We start from the raw sequence: 17,267 nt of genomic DNA on the forward strand, positions 1-17,267 counted from the left end.
TAGCTTGATTTTAAGAGCTGAGGGGCATACTTTTATCAGAGCCGTTAGAGGTGAAAGGACCGGATGTCTCATACTTTTAATCAAACGTTTGATTAAGATTGCAAGGGAAGATGATTTTCGGTAGGATGAGAAACGAGAGTGAAAGGAGAGAGTCGTTTGGGAAGTCCAATTAAAGATTCAAATACACAGGTAGTTTTTTTAAAACATCGTCTGAATGCCTTTTCGGAATTATTAGATGCCATTGATCCTGAAGATACCGATCTTGCCGATATTGACCGCATGATTGCAATTGTAGAAGAAATGGATGCTAAATGCCGTGAATTTAAAAATCGCGAACTGTAGAGAGGCCTTTTAAGGTCTCTTTTTCATTTTTAAACTTTATTTCCGAATTGTTGCTTGCATTACTTAGTTCAATCTTTCTTCTTAAATTTTGTGAAATGGTTAACTTGTTTTATATCCTTATATGTATAAAAAATAAGCGGAGAATTTTCCGTTAAATACAAATTAGAGCTCCTTTAGGGGTAAATAGGGGGAGTTTTTCCGCTTATACAAAGCAAAATTGCCTATTTTAACGTTTTTCGATCAAATAAGCGGAATTTCTCCCCCTATTTAAGCTGTATTGAATGCCATTCACAATATAAGCGGAATTTTTCCCCTTATTTATCAATCAGCTAATCAAAGTGCCTAACTTGTTCCGCCAAAACGATGAGCGAACGTTCACGCTCCATTCCCAGATTACCTTTCTCATACGAAAACATATTCTACTTATTAGCAATGCCTGTTCCTGTAAACGATACCACTTTTAGCTTTAAAAAGAACCTGTATAGGAGTATAATGAAAGCGGTATTGTTATAGAAAATTCATAAAATTGATTAACGAGCAATGGGAGCAAAGAGGAGAGGGGTTAGACAATGAATATCGATAAGTTTCAAGAAAGCATGTACAAGCTGATTGTGGAAACATCGACGAAACTGCCTAAGGATGTCCGCAGAGCCATTAAAAGTGCAAAGGAACAGGAAAGTGCCGGTACGCGCTCGGCAATGAGCCTTGCAACTATTACAAATAATATTAAGATGGCAGATGACAATGTCTCGCCAATTTGCCAGGATACAGGACTTCCTACTTTTAAAATTAAGGTCCCAGTTGGAGCTAATCAGCTTGAGATGAAAGCAGCCATTCAAAAGGCGATTGCTTTAGCAACAAAAGATGGGAAACTACGTCCCAATTCGGTCGACTCGCTATCAGGGGATAATAGCGGTGATAATTTAGGTGGCGGTACTCCTGTCATTAAGTTTGACCAATGGGAAAAAGATTACATTGATGCCCGCCTAATTTTAAAAGGTGGTGGCTGTGAAAATAAAAATATCCAGTATAGTTTGCCGTGTGAGCTCGAAGGACTTGGTCGTGCAGGTCGTGATTTAGATGGTATCCGTAAATGTATCATGCACTCCGTCTACCAGGCACAAGGACAGGGCTGTAGTGCAGGATTTATCGGTGTTGGAATTGGTGGCGACCGTTCTTCTGGTTACGATTTGGCGAAAGAGCAGCTATTCCGCTCTAACGACGATGTGAATTCAAATGAAGAGTTACGCAAATTAGAGGATTATGTGATGGCTAATGCCAATGAACTTGGAATTGGTACAATGGGCTTTGGTGGCGAAACCACATTACTTGGCTGTAAGGTGGGCGTAATGAACCGAATTCCAGCAAGCTTCTTTGTATCAGTTGCTTATAATTGCTGGGCGTTCCGTCGCCTTGGAGTACAGGTAAACCCTGAAACAGGTGAAATTCAAGATTGGTTCTACCAAGAAGGCGAGAACGTGGATTTCGCTGAGCAGGAGAAGAAGCAGGCAGAGGTTGAGATTGCGGCATCAGTGGAAGCAACGGGTACTGTAGAAGAAGCGATTACCTTAACAGCGCCAATTACTGAAGAGGAGATTCGTCAGCTGAAAGTCGGCGATGTCGTTAAAATAACCGGTAGAATGTATACCGGTCGTGACGCAATCCATAAGTATTTAATGGATAACGATGCGCCTGTAGATTTAGATGGTCAAGTCATTTACCACTGTGGACCAGTTATGCTGAAAGATGACGAAGGAAATTGGCATGTAAAAGCCGCCGGTCCAACGACAAGTATTCGTGAGGAGCCTTATCAAGGCGATATCATGAAGAAGTTTGGAATTCGTGCTGTTATCGGTAAAGGTGGAATGGGTGCTAAAACACTTGCTGCCTTAAAAGACCATGGTGGTGTCTATTTGAACGCAATTGGTGGAGCAGCGCAGTACTATGCAGAGTGCGTGAAGAGCGTTGATGGTGTAGACCTAATGAACTTTGGTATCCCAGAGGCAATGTGGCATTTGCAGGTAGAAGGTTTCACGGCAGTTGTAACAATGGATTCCCATGGAAACAGCTTGCATGAGGATGTCGAGAAGTCTTCGCTTGAGAAGCTTGCGAAATTTAAAGAACCTGTTTTTAAATAGAAAACTTACAAAGCAGTGCGAAAATATTCGTGCTGCTTTTTTGTTTATTTTTTAGCTTAAAACAAACAATAAGAAAAAACATCTTTGGAGGAACAGAATGAAACGATTCAATAAAGTACTTCTAGCGGCGTTTGCGTTGGTTTTAATGACGTCGGGCTCGCTTGTTCAGGCGGCAGTTCCTAATGACCCCGTCCAATGGGGATTTAAAAAAGGCCAGAATGAAAAACCTGCAGAAGCCGGTAAAGAGCGAGAGAAGCTCCTTGAAAAATACGGAGCTGTTTACAGAGGAGATCCTAACAAGAAAAACATTTATTTAACCTTTGACAATGGCTATGAAAATGGTTTTACTGATCAGATACTTGACGTGTTGAAAAAAGAGAAAGTACCGGCAACTTTTTTTGTGACCGGTCACTATTTGGAAAGCGCTGAAGACTTGGTAATTAGGATGGTTCAGGAAGGGCATATTGTAGGGAATCACTCCTACTATCATCCTGACCTGACGAAGGTCGATGATGCGAGAGTGAAGCGGGAGCTAGACAGAGTCAAAGACTTAACCTATGAGCTGACTGGTCAAAAGGATATGTCCTATTTAAGACCTCCACGTGGAGTATTCAGCGAGCGGACCATGAAATTGGCGAAAGATGCAGGATATACACATGTCATGTGGTCGTTAGCATTTGTTGATTGGAATACGGATCAACAAAAGGGTTGGGAGTACTCGTATAACAACATCATGAAGCAAATACATCCTGGGGCCATTCTGTTATTGCATACCGTTTCAAAAGATAACGCCGATGCATTAGAAAAGGTTATTAAGGATTTGAAGAAGCAGGGGTATACGTTCAAAAGCTTAGATGACCTTTTTGCGGATGGGGCATTCGATGATCCGATGTTGCACTAGTCGCGAGAAGGCAGATGCTTAAGGTGATAATAGCAAGTCAATCATCCATCAACCTTTAAAATAAGGAATAGATTACGCCTTGGTCCGAACTGTTTGGGTTCGGGCCTTTTTTAAAGGGAGATTTATTGAACAGTTAGTTTGAGTGATGTTTCTCGCTGTAGTTAGTACTTATTCACAGAAAGGACACCATTTTTTCAATAACTAGCGATAATCAATCGATAACTAACCAAAATGGATGCATATTTTCTAATAATCAATCAATAACTTGCCAGAATCAATCCATAACTAGGAATGAGTGTTTCGTATAGGCCTGCCTTGATAATAGACGAATCAATTTTTAACGGGATATTGTTACCCAACGTAGACTAAACCCGGATATTTCGTAAAACTAAGCCTAAACATGCTATAATACGGGGAAAATATGAAGGCAGGAGCGTTAATTACATCATTCGTCAACTCGCACCAGGTTCTCTGCCTTGTAAAAGGGCGGAATACATGTATGTGGCAAGAAACAGTATCAATAGCAGGACCATATGATTTTCAGTTAGCTTTGGACAGGTTAAAGCTTGATCCATTAAATGTTGTTGTACAGAATAAAAGCGTCAAGGTTCCGCTTACCATCGAATCTAAGCAAATTGTGATAGAGGTTATGGGTACAGGCAGTCTGGAAAAACCACAATTTGTAGTCAAAGGAACCGAAGAAAAAGAACAAGCCCTTCAACGCCTTTGTGAAATATTCAGATGGGATGTAGAATTAACAACAATCCATAAGCATTTTCAAGAAACAAATCTTAAATTATTGTTTGAGAATCACTATGGAACCCCTCTGATTCTTGACTTTGACCCTTTTTCGAGTTTGTTAAAATGCATTATCCATCAACAGCTAAATCTTGCTTTCGCTCATACTCTGACTGAGCGTTTTATGCAAACGTTTGGAAATGAAATCGATGGTGTTTGGTTTTATCCTACACCAGAAAAGGTTGCACTAATTAAAGTAGAGCAGCTACGGGAATTGCAATTTAGTGCCCGTAAAGCGGAGTATGTTATCGGAATTGCAGAGTTAGTAACTACTGGAGCTCTTAATTTTAATCAAATGAAGCAGATGACCAATGAGGAGATATCGAGCGAGCTAATCAAAATTCGTGGAGTTGGTCCTTGGACGGTACAGAACTTTTTAATGTTTGCGCTTGGAAGAGAGAATCTTTTTCCTGTGGCAGACATTGGATTACAAAATGCTCTAAGGCTGTACTATAATCTTGAGCAAAAACCAACAAAGGCTGAAATGGAGAGGTTTAAGGAGCCATGGGAGCCATACTTGAGTTATGCTGCGCTTTATTTATGGCGGAGCATTGAATAATGGAGTGAATATTTTGGAAAACAATATGAAAAATCGAACAAAAGGCAACAAAGATTTTAAAAAGGGAGCGAAAACTGGCCAAAATCGCAACCAGGATCAGGGCGGCGTAAAAATGGAGCTGAAACAAACTTTTCCTCTAACCATTAAACGGTTAGGAATTAATGGAGAAGGGGTTGGTTATTTTAAGCGCCAGGTTGTGTTTGTTCCTGGGGCGCTGCCCGGTGAGGAAGTCGTTGCCGAGGTAACAAAGGTGCATCCGAAGTTCTCTGAAGCGCGGATTAAAAAAATCAGGAAGCCTTCCGAGCATCGGGTTAAGCCCGTTTGTCCTGTTTATGAGGAGTGCGGTGGCTGTCAGTTGCAACATTTGCATTATTCACAACAGCTAAAAGAAAAACGCGATATCATTATTCAATCGCTTGAACGACATTCGAAACTACCAATTTCAGAAGTTAAGATTAACGAAACCATTGGCATGGAAAATCCGTGGGGTTACCGAAACAAAAGTCAATTTCAGGTTGGGGAAAAAGAGGGGAAAGTCCTTGCAGGGCTTTATGGAATGAACTCCCACAAGTTAATCAATATCGATCAATGTGCGGTACAGCACCCGGCAACCGTAAAAGCAACTGAGGTTGTTAAAAGCATTCTGCAAGATCTGAAAATTACTATCTACAATGAAAAATCAGGCAAGGGACTTATCCGTACGATTGTTGCGCGGACAGGAGTCCAATCAGGCGAGCTGCAAATTGTCCTGATTACGACGAAACGGGAGCTACAGAAGAAGGAACTGATTATTGAGAAGATCAAGGAGCGGTTACCGGAAGTGACCTCCATTGTGCAGAATGTCAATGGTCAGAAGACCTCGATTATCTTTGGAAATGAAACTGAGACATTGGAGGGCAATGATTTTATCCAAGAAACATTGGGTGACCTTCAATTCGAGTTATCGGCAAGGACGTTTTTCCAATTGAACCCTGAACAGACGGTTAAGCTTTATAATGAAGTGAAGTCAGCCGCGGGGCTTAGTGGGAAAGAGAAAATCGTCGATGCTTACTGTGGTGTTGGTACGATTGGGCTTTGGCTTGCAGGCAGTGCTGGAGAAGTTCGAGGCATGGATGTGATTCCAGAATCAATTGAAGACGCTCGGAAAAATGCTGCTCGCCACGGAATTAAACATGCAAGATACGAGGTTGGAAAAGCAGAGCAGTGGCTTCCAAAATGGGCAAAGGAAGGCTGGCGTCCAGATGTCATCGTCGTTGATCCACCAAGGACGGGCTGTGACGAAGAATTCCTTAATACAGTGTTAAAAATAAAGCCTAAGAAGTTTGTTTATGTATCTTGCAACCCGTCGACATTGGCAAAAGATATTGCTAAATTGAGTAAACATTACAAAGTTGAATACATTCAGCCAGTGGATATGTTTCCGCATACGGCCCACGTCGAGTGCGTGTCGCAGCTCATATTGAAAGAAAAATAAGTTGTGCTGCCACATACACTCTGGGCATGTTGTCGCTTAGCGCAGTTGAGGTCTGTTTTTCGGCATTCAATCACGTGGATTGTGGCAGAAAAATTCGTATGAAAATAATAAGTTGTTTCGGTCCAGTAGATACATACTGGGCCGTCTTTTCATTCCGACTGGGGATAATTTATATAGTAGTTTCCTGACAAAAAACCAACCTATCTAGGGGTGTGTCAGGTGCCTGGGGTTAGAACGAAACTATATTTTACCCTGCAATAAAATATTTTGTCAACAAGAAATTTGCAATTTTTTCAAAAAATGTTATAATAGTCTTACAATTGTTTTTTTTACATCGTATTTAGAATTCCACTGTATTCTTGCAGTTCGAATTATGGATACGTTTTTTTAATAATCTTTTTAAATCACAGAAAAACTCAAAAACAGTTGTGTGAGCTTTTAAGGTAGTTAGGTGAATAAAATTATCAAGGTGCTAACTAATAGTAACCGAATTTTTATTCTACAAGGAGGACTAAATTAATGAATCTAATCAATAAGAAGGTTACACACAAGCGTTTTGGCATGGGGAGTATCGTTAGACATAATGATTCAAGTATTGAAATACATTTCGCAACGGAAAATAAAAAGTTTGTTTATCCCGATGTATTTGGAGAACATCTAATAATACATGATAAAAGTGTTGCTGATTCACTCGAAAAAATCATACAAAAAAAGGAAATGGAACGACGGGAAGATGAATCCAAGAAGGAAGAGGAAAAAAAACTTCAACGAAAAAAGCAGGAACTCCGCGTAGAACATGAAAAACTTATGAAAAAACATAAACTTCATCCTGAATCACAAATGGTTTTTTGGTGTGACACAGAAGAGAAGGATAGTTCTCTTTCAGAGTGGAAGGTTTTTTCAGGTGAAATAAAAAGTGGTAACAACAAGGGGAAGCCAAACAAACCCATCCGCATGCATCAAAATAGCGCTGTCCTGTTAACAGCAATAGATCCCGGCATGCCTGAAAAAGACAGACGGATTTTAGGTGTCTATATGGTGAATGAGAATTTTATCGGTAAGCTTTCTGAAGATGGATATATCCCTGCTCATTCAAAATACAGAATCCAACTTACAGAAGAAGAATCGGATCAATTGCTTTTCTGGGAATATTATGTAAATGAAAAATCCCCCAACAAAATGACATGGAATACAGGTAAATACCGTTATTTTGAAAATTCATGGATGGCTCAAATTTTACATGATATCGTTTCATTGAAAACCGACCCAGAGGAACGAGAGCTGGCACAACAATTTTTTGACCATTTTTGTAAAATGAATCAGATAATAGAACAAGAGTTACCAAAGCCTAATGGCGCATTAAAGCGTATTTAGATGTTAGCGCCAGGAGACAGGGACTATCAAAGTTTAAGAAGAACCTAAAAGAAGGCAACAGACCTTGGTGAACTCCACCCTCGATTGTTAGAGTGCTAACAATCGAGGGTGGAGTTCTTATGGGTAAGTTGCCTTTTTATGTACACTTATGGAATTGGATATCGTTTAGTTAAGGTAATTGATTACCGGCGGCACGATAGATTTCGTACCATTCCTCCCGAGTTAGGTCTATGTCAGATGCCTTTGCAATATTGGTTAAGCGTTCCGGAGTCATGGTTCCAACAATGGTTTGGATTTTTGCTGGATGTCGTAAAATCCAGGCGACGGCTACAGCGGATTTGTTGATTCCATATTTATCGCCGATTTCCTGGAGTTTAGCGTTGAGCTCTGGGAATTCAGCATTATCAATGAAAAATCCTTCGAAAAAGCCGTATCTAAACGGGGACCATGCTTGGATGGTTATTTCATTCAAACGACTGTAGTCGAGGATACCTCCGTCACGGTCAAGCGCGAGGTCATTTATATTGTTTACATTCATGCCCGCGTCAATCATCCCTGTATGCATGACGCTGAGTTGCATCTGGTTAATAATCAAGTCCTGTTCAACATATTTTTTTAACAACTCAATCTGCATTGGATTATGGTTGCTAACCCCGAAATGCCGTACCTTTCCGCTGCTTTTTAGGATGCTGAAGGCTTCGGCAACGACCTCTGGTTCAGCAAGGGCGTCTGGACGATGAAGCAAGAAGACATCGATATAATCGGTCTTTAGACGTCTAAGACTTTTATCGACGGACTCCAAGATGTGTTCTTTAGAAAAATCATAATAGCCTTTTCTAATCCCTGCTTTTGTTTGGATAACGGTTTTTTCTCGAATAGTAGGCTTCATATCAATGGCTTCTGAGAATACTTCCTCAGACTTTCCGCCGGCATAAATATCAGCATGATCAAAGAAATCGACTCCAAGTTCCATTGCGTTATGTATAACTTTCGCGCCGTTCTCCTTTGTAAGTTTCCCCATCCCCATACAACCTAAGGAGATATTCGAAACTTCTAAATCACTAGTTCCCAACCTCATTTTTCTCATTTCTAAACCACCTCATCTTTAATAACTCTATTCTAGCATTTGCAAACATGAATCCAAACAAACCAGTCCGAGTATGAATAAGTGGAATAAACTGGATGGTGCCTGGCACCTGGAAGTGATTTACCATCCATTAGAAAGTGTCATAAAACGTTAAAAAAATTTTCCCTTTTGGTGCTATTAGTGAAAAATATTTTTCCATATAATCAAGGTATAGAAATAATATTTCATAAAACTAGTATTTTGTGGATCCCAAAATATCAAAAGGGAGCAATTAGAATGGAAAATAGACTTTCGCAAATTAAGCCGTATACAAGAGCAATTTTGAAAGCCCATTTATGTTCGTGTGGGGTAGATTATAAGAGTATGGATAAACCAGTGATTGCGATCGCAAATTCATGGAATGAAATTGTACCAGGGCATGTGCATTTAAATGTGATTGCTGAGCATATCAAAAAAGGCGTGATTGAAGCTGGTGGGTTGCCACTAGAGTTTAATACGATTGCCGTTTGTGATGGAATCGCTCAAGGGCATGAGGGGATGCAGTATTCGCTACCGAGCCGTGAAACCATTGCTGATAGTGTAGAAATAATGGTGAAGGCCCATGGTATATTTGATGGTATGGTCGCGATGAGCTCTTGCGATAAAATCGTCCCAGGAATGCTGATGGCTGCTGGGCGTTTGAACATTCCGAGCGTAGTGTTTTTAGGTGGAGTCATGCCAAATCATATTGCCCCGTACGAATCAAAAGAAGCACGAAAGCAATTTCTAGCTGGGGAACTGGACGAAGAAGGACTCGTTGAAGTAACAAAGAAATATTATCCGAGTGCGGGTGCTTGTCCATTCCTAGGTACGGCTAATACGATGCAGGGCTTATCTGAAGCTTTAGGAATGGCGTTACCGAAAACATCATGGATGCAAGCTCTGTCCGATGAGCAACTAGAGGCGGCTGAAGAGGCAGGCCGAAGAGCGGTTCAATTAGTACAGGAAGGAATCACACCTAAACAAATCATGACGAAAGAGGCATTTGAGAATGCAATTGCTGTCTTGTTTGCAATGGGTGGATCATTAAATGCGTGCTTGCATTTACCAGCGATTGCTCATGAGGTAGGAGTTGATTTACCTTACTCTTTATTTGATGAAATCAGTAGACGTGTACCTTTTTTAGCGGGTGTTACGCCGAATAATAATCTCTATACGACAAATGATTTGCAGCGAGCTGGCGGAATTCCGGCGTTAATGCAGGAAATCAGAGAACTCATTCACCCTGAGGCTTTAACTGTTAATGGTCAGACAATTGGAGAGAATATCGAAGGCTCTGAGGTACTTGACCGTGAAATTATTTATCCATTATCACAGCCGATCAATGAAGAGGGTGGGATTGCTGTATTAAAAGGAAATCTAGCAGAAGAGGGTGCGCTGATTAAACAGTCGGCGGTAGCGCCTGAATTGCGTACCTTCCAGGGAGCAGCAAGGGTGTTTAACTCAGAAGAGGATTTTGTTGAAGCCTATGATCAAGGGATTTTACAAGAGGGAGATGCCATTGTTATTCGCTACGAAGGACCAAAGGGTGGTCCGGGAATGCGAGAACTTCACCGTTGTACAGAAGTACTAGCAAAGTTTAAGAGAGCTGCACTGATAACGGATGGTAGATTTTCTGGAGCATCAGCGGGGTTATCAATTGGTTATTTAAGTCCAGAAGCAGCTGAGGGTGGAACGATTGCGCTCGTTCAAGATGGAGACATGATTGAAATTGATGTTCCTAATCGTCAGCTTACGCTCAAAGTTTCCAATGAAGAACTTGCTGATCGAAGAGAAAAGCTAGAACTATTAAAGAAAGAAGCAAGCAAATTCCTAAAACTCTATTCTTCGACAACAACCTCAGCGGCAAGAGGTGCCGTGCGAGTGTAGAATGGGGTTTCCACTAATCTACAGGCGACAACCACCATCCAGATTCTGAATGGTGGCTGTCGCCTGTTATCATATGGAAAAGCTGACGTTTCCATCTTCATTTATTTCGATGGTTGAGTAGCTTTCAAAGGTTGCTGGGTTTGTGATTTTATGCTCTTCTGGTTTCGCAAAGCTTTCCATATATTGTTGATAAACTTCAGGGTCTTTTACGAGATGGTAAAAGAAGACTCTTTTTCCCTCAATCACATCTTCGCTTCTCAGAAAACATCGATCGGGGTATTGCTCTTTAAACCAAGACCGTGCGTCTTCATGGCTTGAGAAATCAGGCATCTGATCATAAATGGTTGTTAAATCCAAGTTCATTTACGTTACACTCCTTTCTAGAATAAGTATGTGTAACATTTAAGGAAATATTTAAGGTGTTCATACCCATACAAAAGAGGGCGCCGGCTAATTAAAATTACTGGCACCCTCTTTCCTAGGCTACTTATTGTACATAGTAAGAAATCCTACGGTATGGACCTAGTTAATCAACGACTGAAGTGGGGCGGGGATCCGGCCACCTCTGCGAATCATTTTATCTGAGCTAAAGGGATTGACACCCATAACAGGTGCCCGTCCAAGTAAACCGCCGAATTCGACCATTTCGCCTTCCTTTTTCCCAGGGACAGGAATCACTCTAACAGCGGTTGTTTTTTTATTAATCATCCCAATTGCAGCTTCATCAGCGATCATCGCAGAAAGGGTAGCTGGTGACACATCTCCGGTCAAAGCAATCATATCGAGACCTACAGAGCAGACGCACGTCATTGCTTCTAACTTCGAAAGTGTTAAGGCTTTATCTTCGATGCCGCGAATCATTCCATTATCTTCGCTAACAGGGATAAAGGCTCCGCTTAAGCCGCCGACATAGGAGCTAGCCATTGCACCACCTTTTTTCACAGCATCATTCATCAGGGCTAAGGCCGCAATCGTACCATGTGTACCCACACGTTCTAGACCAATTTCTTCAAGAATCTCCGCGACGCTATCATTCAGTGCATTCGTAGGAGCTAACGATAGATCCATAATACCGAATGGGACTTCTAGCCTTTTAGCCACTTCGCGGGCAACTAGTTCACCGGCACGAGTTATTTTAAAAGCGGTTTTTTTAATGATATCCGCCACTTCACCTAGATCCGCATCCGGGTAACGTTTTAGTGCATTCAAGACAACACCAGGACCGCTAACGCCGACATTAATGACTGCCTCGCCTTCCCCGGCACCATGGAAAGCACCAGCCATGAACGGGTTATCTTCAACAGGGTTACAAAAGACAACTAGCTTCGCACAAGCTAAACCATTTTGATCTTTCGTCCGTTCAGCCGCTTCTTTGATAATAATCCCCATCTGGCGGACAGCATCCATATTGATTCCAGCGCGTGTCGTACCAACAGATATCGACGCACAAACACGTTCCGTTACACTCAGTGCCTCAGGAAGGGCATCTAGCAAGGTTTGTTCACCTTTAGAAATTCCTTTATGTACAAGTGCAGAATAGCCGCCAATAAAGTCGACTCCGAGTGCTTTAGCCGCCTCATCGAGCGTCTTCGCTAATTGAACCGCCTCTTCTCGTGTGGCGTTTCCAAGGATTTCAGCAATCGGCGTAATTGAAATTCTTTTGTTTATGATGGGAATCCCAAATTCTTTTCCGACTTTTTCTGCCGTCTCTTTTAAATCTTTTGCATAAGTGGTGATTTTTTCATACACCTTTTTGTTCATCTTTTCGAAATCAGAATCAGCACAATCACGTAGGTTAATGCCCATTGTTACTGTACGGATATCTAAGTTCTCTATTTGAACCATCCGAATGGTTTCCATCATTTCATTTAAGGCAATATTCATTTGTCTGCTCCTCTCTTTATACACGGTGCATCGCTTGGAAGATTTCTTCGAGCTGGACCTGGATTGTTAAACCAAGTGGGCTTCCGAGTTCTGATAACTTCTGTTGCAGGGCATCTAGATTTTCAAGTGATGTCACATCAACAATCATCATCATCGTAAAAAAGTCTTGCAAAATCGTCTGACTAATATCCAAAATATTTACCTTTTCATCTGCAAGGACGGTTGTAACCTTTGCAATAATTCCTACCTGATCTTTTCCAATTACACTTACCACTGCTCGTCTTTGGTTCAATGCACTCACCTCAAAAGTTTTTTTAGAAATAAAAAAAGAGATTGGAAGCTCTCCAATCTCATTAGGTGTCAGAATAACAAATTGTTCTGTTACTCTTCTGTCCTTTTGCCTGAGATTGTGAATCCTTCGGCGCCGCAATATGCGGTCTCTCCAGAAGCTGCTCCAGTTATAGTGTTACCCATAACCTTCATTGCTTGCTCATTTAGTTGTGTTAAATAATTTAGATGGACAATGTATGGAAAACCAAACCATTTTCACCATTAACCACTCTATAATGAAATAATTTAACAGTGTTTCCCGTTTTGGTCAACCAAAAAAATTATTAAATGCCAGGCACCATCCAGAAACTGGATGGTGCCTGGCACCTGACAATTATTTGGATGGTACATGGGGGGATTTCTTGTTTTAATTAAAATGAGGAGTTTTTTTGCAACTATTTTGGAAGTAGTTGCATCTATATAGTACATGTTCGGTTGAGAAGGAGGTGAGCTGGCTTGGGGCTTGTGGACCGGTTAATGCGGAAAGAAGAATCAGCTCTAGTGGAACTGATGAATACATACGGGATTATTTGCTCCGTACGGCTATTTTACTTATCAAGGACGAACAAGGAGCGGAGGAAGCCGTGCAGGATACGTTTATAAGCGGTTATGACAAAATAAATCAGCTCACAGACCATGTAAAGTTAAAAAGCTGGCTGACTTCTATTCTTATCAATCGTTGCCGATCGCATATGAGGAAGCCGAGTTGGAAAAGAATGGTTCCCCGTTTTGACCTAATCGAGCGTTATGAGGCCGATGAAAGTACATTGGATCCTGAAGATCATCTCATCCAGCTCCTAGAGAGTCAGGAATTGGCGGAAGCAATTCATCAGCTTGATTATAAGTACCGAGAAGCAATCACTCTATTTTATTTTAATGACATGAAAATAACTGAAATGGCCCTTTATTTAAAGGCGAATGAAAGCACTATTAAATCTCGATTGTTAAGGGGACGGTCCAAGTTAAAAGAGATTTTACTGAGAGGTGAAGACGATGAGACAGGAGAAAGAAGCAATAAAAAAACGGCTCAATGATGAGCTCCAGCATGTAAAGTTTACCCAGCATCAAGAGGTGTTGAACAGAACGCATCCAGTTTCTGCGAAAGAAAAGCTAGCTACTTTTTGGAATAAAGAAATCGAGATTCCATTGGTCCCTGTTTTTGCGATTTTCTCTCTCTTAATATTCTCTTGGGGGATGGGAATGGAACAGAAACAGCAAAACCACTCTATTAGCCGGCAGTTAGTCGAAGTTGGAGGCAACGTGTATTGGGAGGATGAACTGGAAAGGGTAGTGGTACTTCGTGAAAATTAGAATCAAATTAAAACACCTTGTCCTTACTATAATTGGCTTTCTCCTGTTAGTCCCTCTAACGTCTCTGTTAATTCTTCCTCAATTAGATTTGTTTTTAGGCGAAAAGCAGATGGCGGAGGGCGAAGCTGATGGCAAAGAGAAGGTTCTTCAGGCATTAGAAAGTCCTATCTTTCCTGAACAAAGGTGGAATCTTATCAGGCGGTATATGCTTGATGACGGGATTTCTAACCGTTTTGATGTCTATGTTGGACCATCTTCTACTCAGGTTAACAATCAATCTCTAGAAATGAGGTTTACGTGGGAAGAAAAGTTTCCTTATCTCCAAAGATATCTAGAAAGTGGACCGATTGATGGCTATCTAACAACAACAGCGAGACAGCTGTCCTTTTATTATCAAAGGGAAGATCAGTTAGAAAAAGCAGATGAAGCGTTGAGGCTGGCTTCAGAGCGGTATGCTGATAGTCAGTATAGTAGTAATAAGTTCGAGCTTGAGTCTGAACGAATAAAAATGTTCCTGAAGCATGCCGATGTTGAAAAGGCACGCTCTCTCATCGATAAGGCGAAAGAAAAGTTGACTCAAGAGGACTTCCATCAAATTGGAGCTTTAGCCAGTTTGGAAGCAGAAGTGGTCATTCATGAAAGAGGCCTAGATGAAGCGCTGGATTTTACCGAAAAAGAACTAGAGATATACCAGCAAAAATATGCGGATGAACAGCGACAATTTCCTGACCATCTTGAAGGCCGTCCGGTTGCTTTGGAACAGCTTGAGTCACTAAAACAGCATTTAGAGAGTGCGGTTCATCAGAACTCTCGTGGGAACACGACTGTGAAAGGAAAGGTTATCCGGAGTGATGGGAAACCAGTAGCTAATGCCGGAGTGTTTTTAAGGGAAGAACATAGCGTCCATCATAGTGTTTTTGAAGATGAACCCTATCAGTTAGTGACAGACAAAGAAGGGAATTTTGAATTCAGTCGTGTGATTCCAGGGAGTTATCAACTTTATTTAGGTCTTAATTTTGATCAAATCGATGGCTGGACTTGGCCTGTGCAATATGATGAGTGGGTGGAAATTGACGGTCAAGAGAGCGAAACTTTGGAGGTAACGCTTCATCCCTTACTAGAGCTTCATGGCCCAGTCAATCAGGAGACTGTGACAACAGAGGAAGTGAAGTTTGCCTGGGAGGAAGTAGAAGGGGCCGCCTCTTATGATATCCATTTAAGTGTTAATCTTGAATCTGGTTCTATTGGAACTACTTTTAAGGAAAATGTAAAGGGGAATCAGTTGACTGTCTCGGTTGAGGAACTGTATGACCAACCAGTTGGGATTGTGTTTGAAGATACCGAAGATTGGTCGAGTGTTGATCCGGTTTCGATACTGGCCTTTACGAATACGGAGAACCGTTTTTCATGGGCAGTTAGAGCTTTTGATAAAAACGGTGAGATGATTACACAAAGCAATGGCTATCGTCTCGATGAGGAGACAATTGGTAACCTACCGTTCTTTTATTTAAAAGAACGTGAGCTGTCGGAAGCTGATCAATTGTTTTTGGATAAAAAAGTAGAGCAGGCCTATCAGCAATATAAAGAAGACTATGAAAACGACCCAAATGATCGGCATAGCTTAAGGATGATTATCCGTTTAATTGGAGCAGAGGCAAGTCAAAGTGGTCATACTAGAGATGAAGTGGCTTTGCCATACATGATAAAGTGGGCTGAGAAATCTAAATCACCTGAAGTGGCCTTTGATTTGGCCCAGCATTACTATGAAAAGCGAGCGTGGAAGGAGTATCTATATTGGTACAATCGCTACGTTGAATTAAACGGTGGTCGTTCATCTGACTATGTTCTTGGTGTCCATGCGACCGCGTTAATGAAACAGGGGAGCCTTGCCCAGGCAAAGCAAGCTTTTAATGAGTCATTGGAAAATGACGGTGGCAACAGGTTTATCGGGAGCTTGTTAGCGCTAGAACTGTATGATGGTGAATCGTTCGAAGTGGTCGGGAAGCTAGCGGGAAAGTACCCTGAGCGTGTATCTAGCTCGGGGAATACGGATTGGCAAGGGATTATTCAAGAAATGAGCATCGAGGAAAGAAAATTTGATGACTATGAAAAGGAAATTCAACAAGTGTTGAAGCTATATTTTGACGATGACCATGACCGACTAAATAAATGGCTTGAAACAACCAATAAACCTCAACTAAAGCAATTTCTCATGGCTCTAAAAGAAACACGATAAAAGCGGCGAAAGCCGCTTTTCTTTTACAAAAAACTGAATGGTAATTTCCTGGGTGGTGCCTGGCACCACCCAGGAAATTACCAATATTAAATTAACATTTGACCTTTACGTAGCGTTAAGGTGTATGCTCGGTTTAGGAGGTGGGCTGATGGAATATACGATCCAGAGTTTAGCAAGTTTGGCGGGTGTAAGTACACGAACGTTAAGGTATTATGATGAAATTGGTCTTCTTCCACCGGCACGAATCAATTCATCTGGATATAGGATTTATGGTCAAGCAGAAGTAAACCAACTCCAGCAAATCCTTTTTTACCGGGAGCTTGGCGTTCGTTTGGATAAGATTACGGAGCTGATGACAGCACCTTCGTTTGATGTGGGCAAAGCGCTAGAAGACCACCGCGAAAAGCTTATCGAAAAACGCGACCGGTTAAACCTATTAATTGCCAATGTAGAAAAATCACTAGCATTAACAGAGGGGAGAACAAAAATGTCTGATAAAGAGAAGTTTAACGGATTTAAGAAAAAATTAATCGAGGACAATGAAAAAGTATATGGGCAGGAAGTCCGTGGAAAGTATGGGGACGAGGCGGTTAACCAATCCAATGCTAAACTTTTAAATATGAGTCAGGAAGACTACGAAAAAGTAACAAAACTAGAGCAAGATATCCGCACAGCCTTAGCCGAGTCTTTTCTCACAGGAGATCCAGAGAGTGAACTGGCCCAAAAAGCAGCAGATTTGCATAAACAGTGGATCTCCTATTATTGGCCGCAGTATAGCAAAGAAGCTCATGCGGGGCTTGCGCAAATGTACGTGGCTGATGAAAGATTCACAGCTTATTACGACAAAGAACAGGTAGGTACAGCAGAGTTCTTGAGAGACGCAATTCTTATTTATACAAAATAATAGGTGAACTTTAGAAAAAAC

At 41.3% G+C, this 17,267-nt stretch carries 15 protein-coding genes and 1 riboswitch; of the genes, 11 read left to right on the forward strand and 4 right to left on the reverse strand.

Annotation, left to right across the window (positions count from 1 at the left end):
- Positions 1-156: 156 nt before the first annotated feature.
- The 6 genes from BMX30_RS11470 (at position 157) to BMX30_RS11495 (ending at position 7,586) form a co-directional block, all read left to right on the forward strand.
- Positions 157-342: an SE1561 family protein gene (locus BMX30_RS11470; RefSeq protein ID WP_090745341.1), complete on the forward strand. Its 186-nt coding sequence runs from the start codon at positions 157-159 to the stop codon at positions 340-342.
- Between the two features lie 569 nt (positions 343-911).
- Positions 912-2,480, forward strand: coding sequence for a fumarate hydratase (locus BMX30_RS11475; RefSeq protein WP_090745344.1), 1,569 nt, complete (start codon positions 912-914; stop codon positions 2,478-2,480).
- A 97-nt stretch (positions 2,481-2,577) separates the two neighbouring features.
- Positions 2,578-3,381, forward strand: coding sequence for a delta-lactam-biosynthetic de-N-acetylase (pdaA, locus tag BMX30_RS11480; protein WP_090745347.1), 804 nt, complete (start codon positions 2,578-2,580; stop codon positions 3,379-3,381).
- Positions 3,382-3,880: 499 nt separating this feature from the next.
- Entirely contained in the window at positions 3,881-4,738 is an 858-nt protein-coding gene (locus BMX30_RS11485; protein WP_090745350.1) for a DNA-3-methyladenine glycosylase family protein, read from the forward strand.
- A gap of 112 nt (positions 4,739-4,850) precedes the next feature.
- Positions 4,851-6,212: a 23S rRNA (uracil(1939)-C(5))-methyltransferase RlmD gene (gene rlmD, locus BMX30_RS11490; RefSeq protein WP_244532582.1), complete on the forward strand. Its 1,362-nt coding sequence runs from the start codon at positions 4,851-4,853 to the stop codon at positions 6,210-6,212.
- Between the two features lie 519 nt (positions 6,213-6,731).
- Positions 6,732-7,586 (forward strand): malate synthase, encoded by an 855-nt coding sequence (locus BMX30_RS11495; RefSeq protein ID WP_090745353.1) that lies wholly within the window; start codon positions 6,732-6,734, stop codon positions 7,584-7,586.
- A gap of 169 nt (positions 7,587-7,755) precedes the next feature.
- Here the strand turns inward: BMX30_RS11495 and BMX30_RS11500 are convergent, their stop codons facing one another.
- Positions 7,756-8,673: an aldo/keto reductase gene (locus tag BMX30_RS11500; protein WP_090745356.1), complete on the reverse strand. Its 918-nt coding sequence runs from the start codon at positions 8,671-8,673 to the stop codon at positions 7,756-7,758.
- A 276-nt stretch (positions 8,674-8,949) separates the two neighbouring features.
- On the opposite strand from BMX30_RS11500, the gene ilvD reads away from it, so the two are divergent.
- Entirely contained in the window at positions 8,950-10,581 is a 1,632-nt protein-coding gene (gene ilvD / locus BMX30_RS11505) for a dihydroxy-acid dehydratase (protein ID WP_090745359.1), read from the forward strand.
- Between the two features lie 69 nt (positions 10,582-10,650).
- On the opposite strand, the gene BMX30_RS11510 is transcribed toward ilvD, so the two are convergent.
- The 3 genes from BMX30_RS11510 to BMX30_RS11520 all read right to left on the reverse strand — a co-directional run bounded on the left by BMX30_RS11510 (position 10,651) and on the right by BMX30_RS11520 (position 12,757).
- Positions 10,651-10,944, reverse strand: a complete 294-nt coding sequence (locus BMX30_RS11510) for a hypothetical protein (RefSeq protein WP_090745362.1) — start codon at positions 10,942-10,944, stop codon at positions 10,651-10,653.
- A 159-nt stretch (positions 10,945-11,103) separates the two neighbouring features.
- Positions 11,104-12,465 carry a PFL family protein gene (locus BMX30_RS11515; protein ID WP_090745364.1) on the reverse strand — a complete coding sequence of 454 codons (1,362 nt, stop codon included), beginning with the start codon at positions 12,463-12,465 and terminating at the stop codon, positions 11,104-11,106.
- 16 nt (positions 12,466-12,481) lie between these two features.
- Complete coding sequence (locus BMX30_RS11520; protein WP_090745367.1) at positions 12,482-12,757, reverse strand: ACT domain-containing protein; 276 nt, start codon at positions 12,755-12,757, stop codon at positions 12,482-12,484.
- Between the two features lie 87 nt (positions 12,758-12,844).
- Positions 12,845-12,921: riboswitch (glycine riboswitch) on the reverse strand.
- Between the two features lie 320 nt (positions 12,922-13,241).
- Here BMX30_RS11520 and BMX30_RS11525 point away from each other — a divergent pair.
- From BMX30_RS11525 to BMX30_RS11540, 4 genes are all read left to right on the forward strand, one after another.
- The gene (locus BMX30_RS11525) at positions 13,242-13,829 is read left to right on the forward strand and encodes an RNA polymerase sigma factor (RefSeq protein ID WP_244532571.1); all 588 of its coding nucleotides are present in this window, start codon (positions 13,242-13,244) and stop codon (positions 13,827-13,829) included.
- Positions 13,789-14,106 (forward strand): hypothetical protein, encoded by a 318-nt coding sequence (locus BMX30_RS11530; RefSeq protein ID WP_090745370.1) that lies wholly within the window; start codon positions 13,789-13,791, stop codon positions 14,104-14,106. The genes BMX30_RS11525 and BMX30_RS11530 overlap by 41 nt, the downstream gene beginning before the upstream one ends.
- Before the next feature lie 109 nt (positions 14,107-14,215).
- Positions 14,216-16,342: a carboxypeptidase-like regulatory domain-containing protein gene (locus tag BMX30_RS11535; protein WP_139195394.1), complete on the forward strand. Its 2,127-nt coding sequence runs from the start codon at positions 14,216-14,218 to the stop codon at positions 16,340-16,342.
- A 148-nt stretch (positions 16,343-16,490) separates the two neighbouring features.
- Complete coding sequence (locus BMX30_RS11540) at positions 16,491-17,246, forward strand: MerR family transcriptional regulator (RefSeq protein ID WP_090745375.1); 756 nt, start codon at positions 16,491-16,493, stop codon at positions 17,244-17,246.
- Positions 17,247-17,267: the final 21 nt, after the last annotated feature.

The organism is Mesobacillus persicus, from assembly GCF_900109925.1.
Classification (GTDB): Bacteria; Bacillota; Bacilli; order Bacillales; family Cytobacillaceae; genus Mesobacillus_B; species Mesobacillus_B persicus.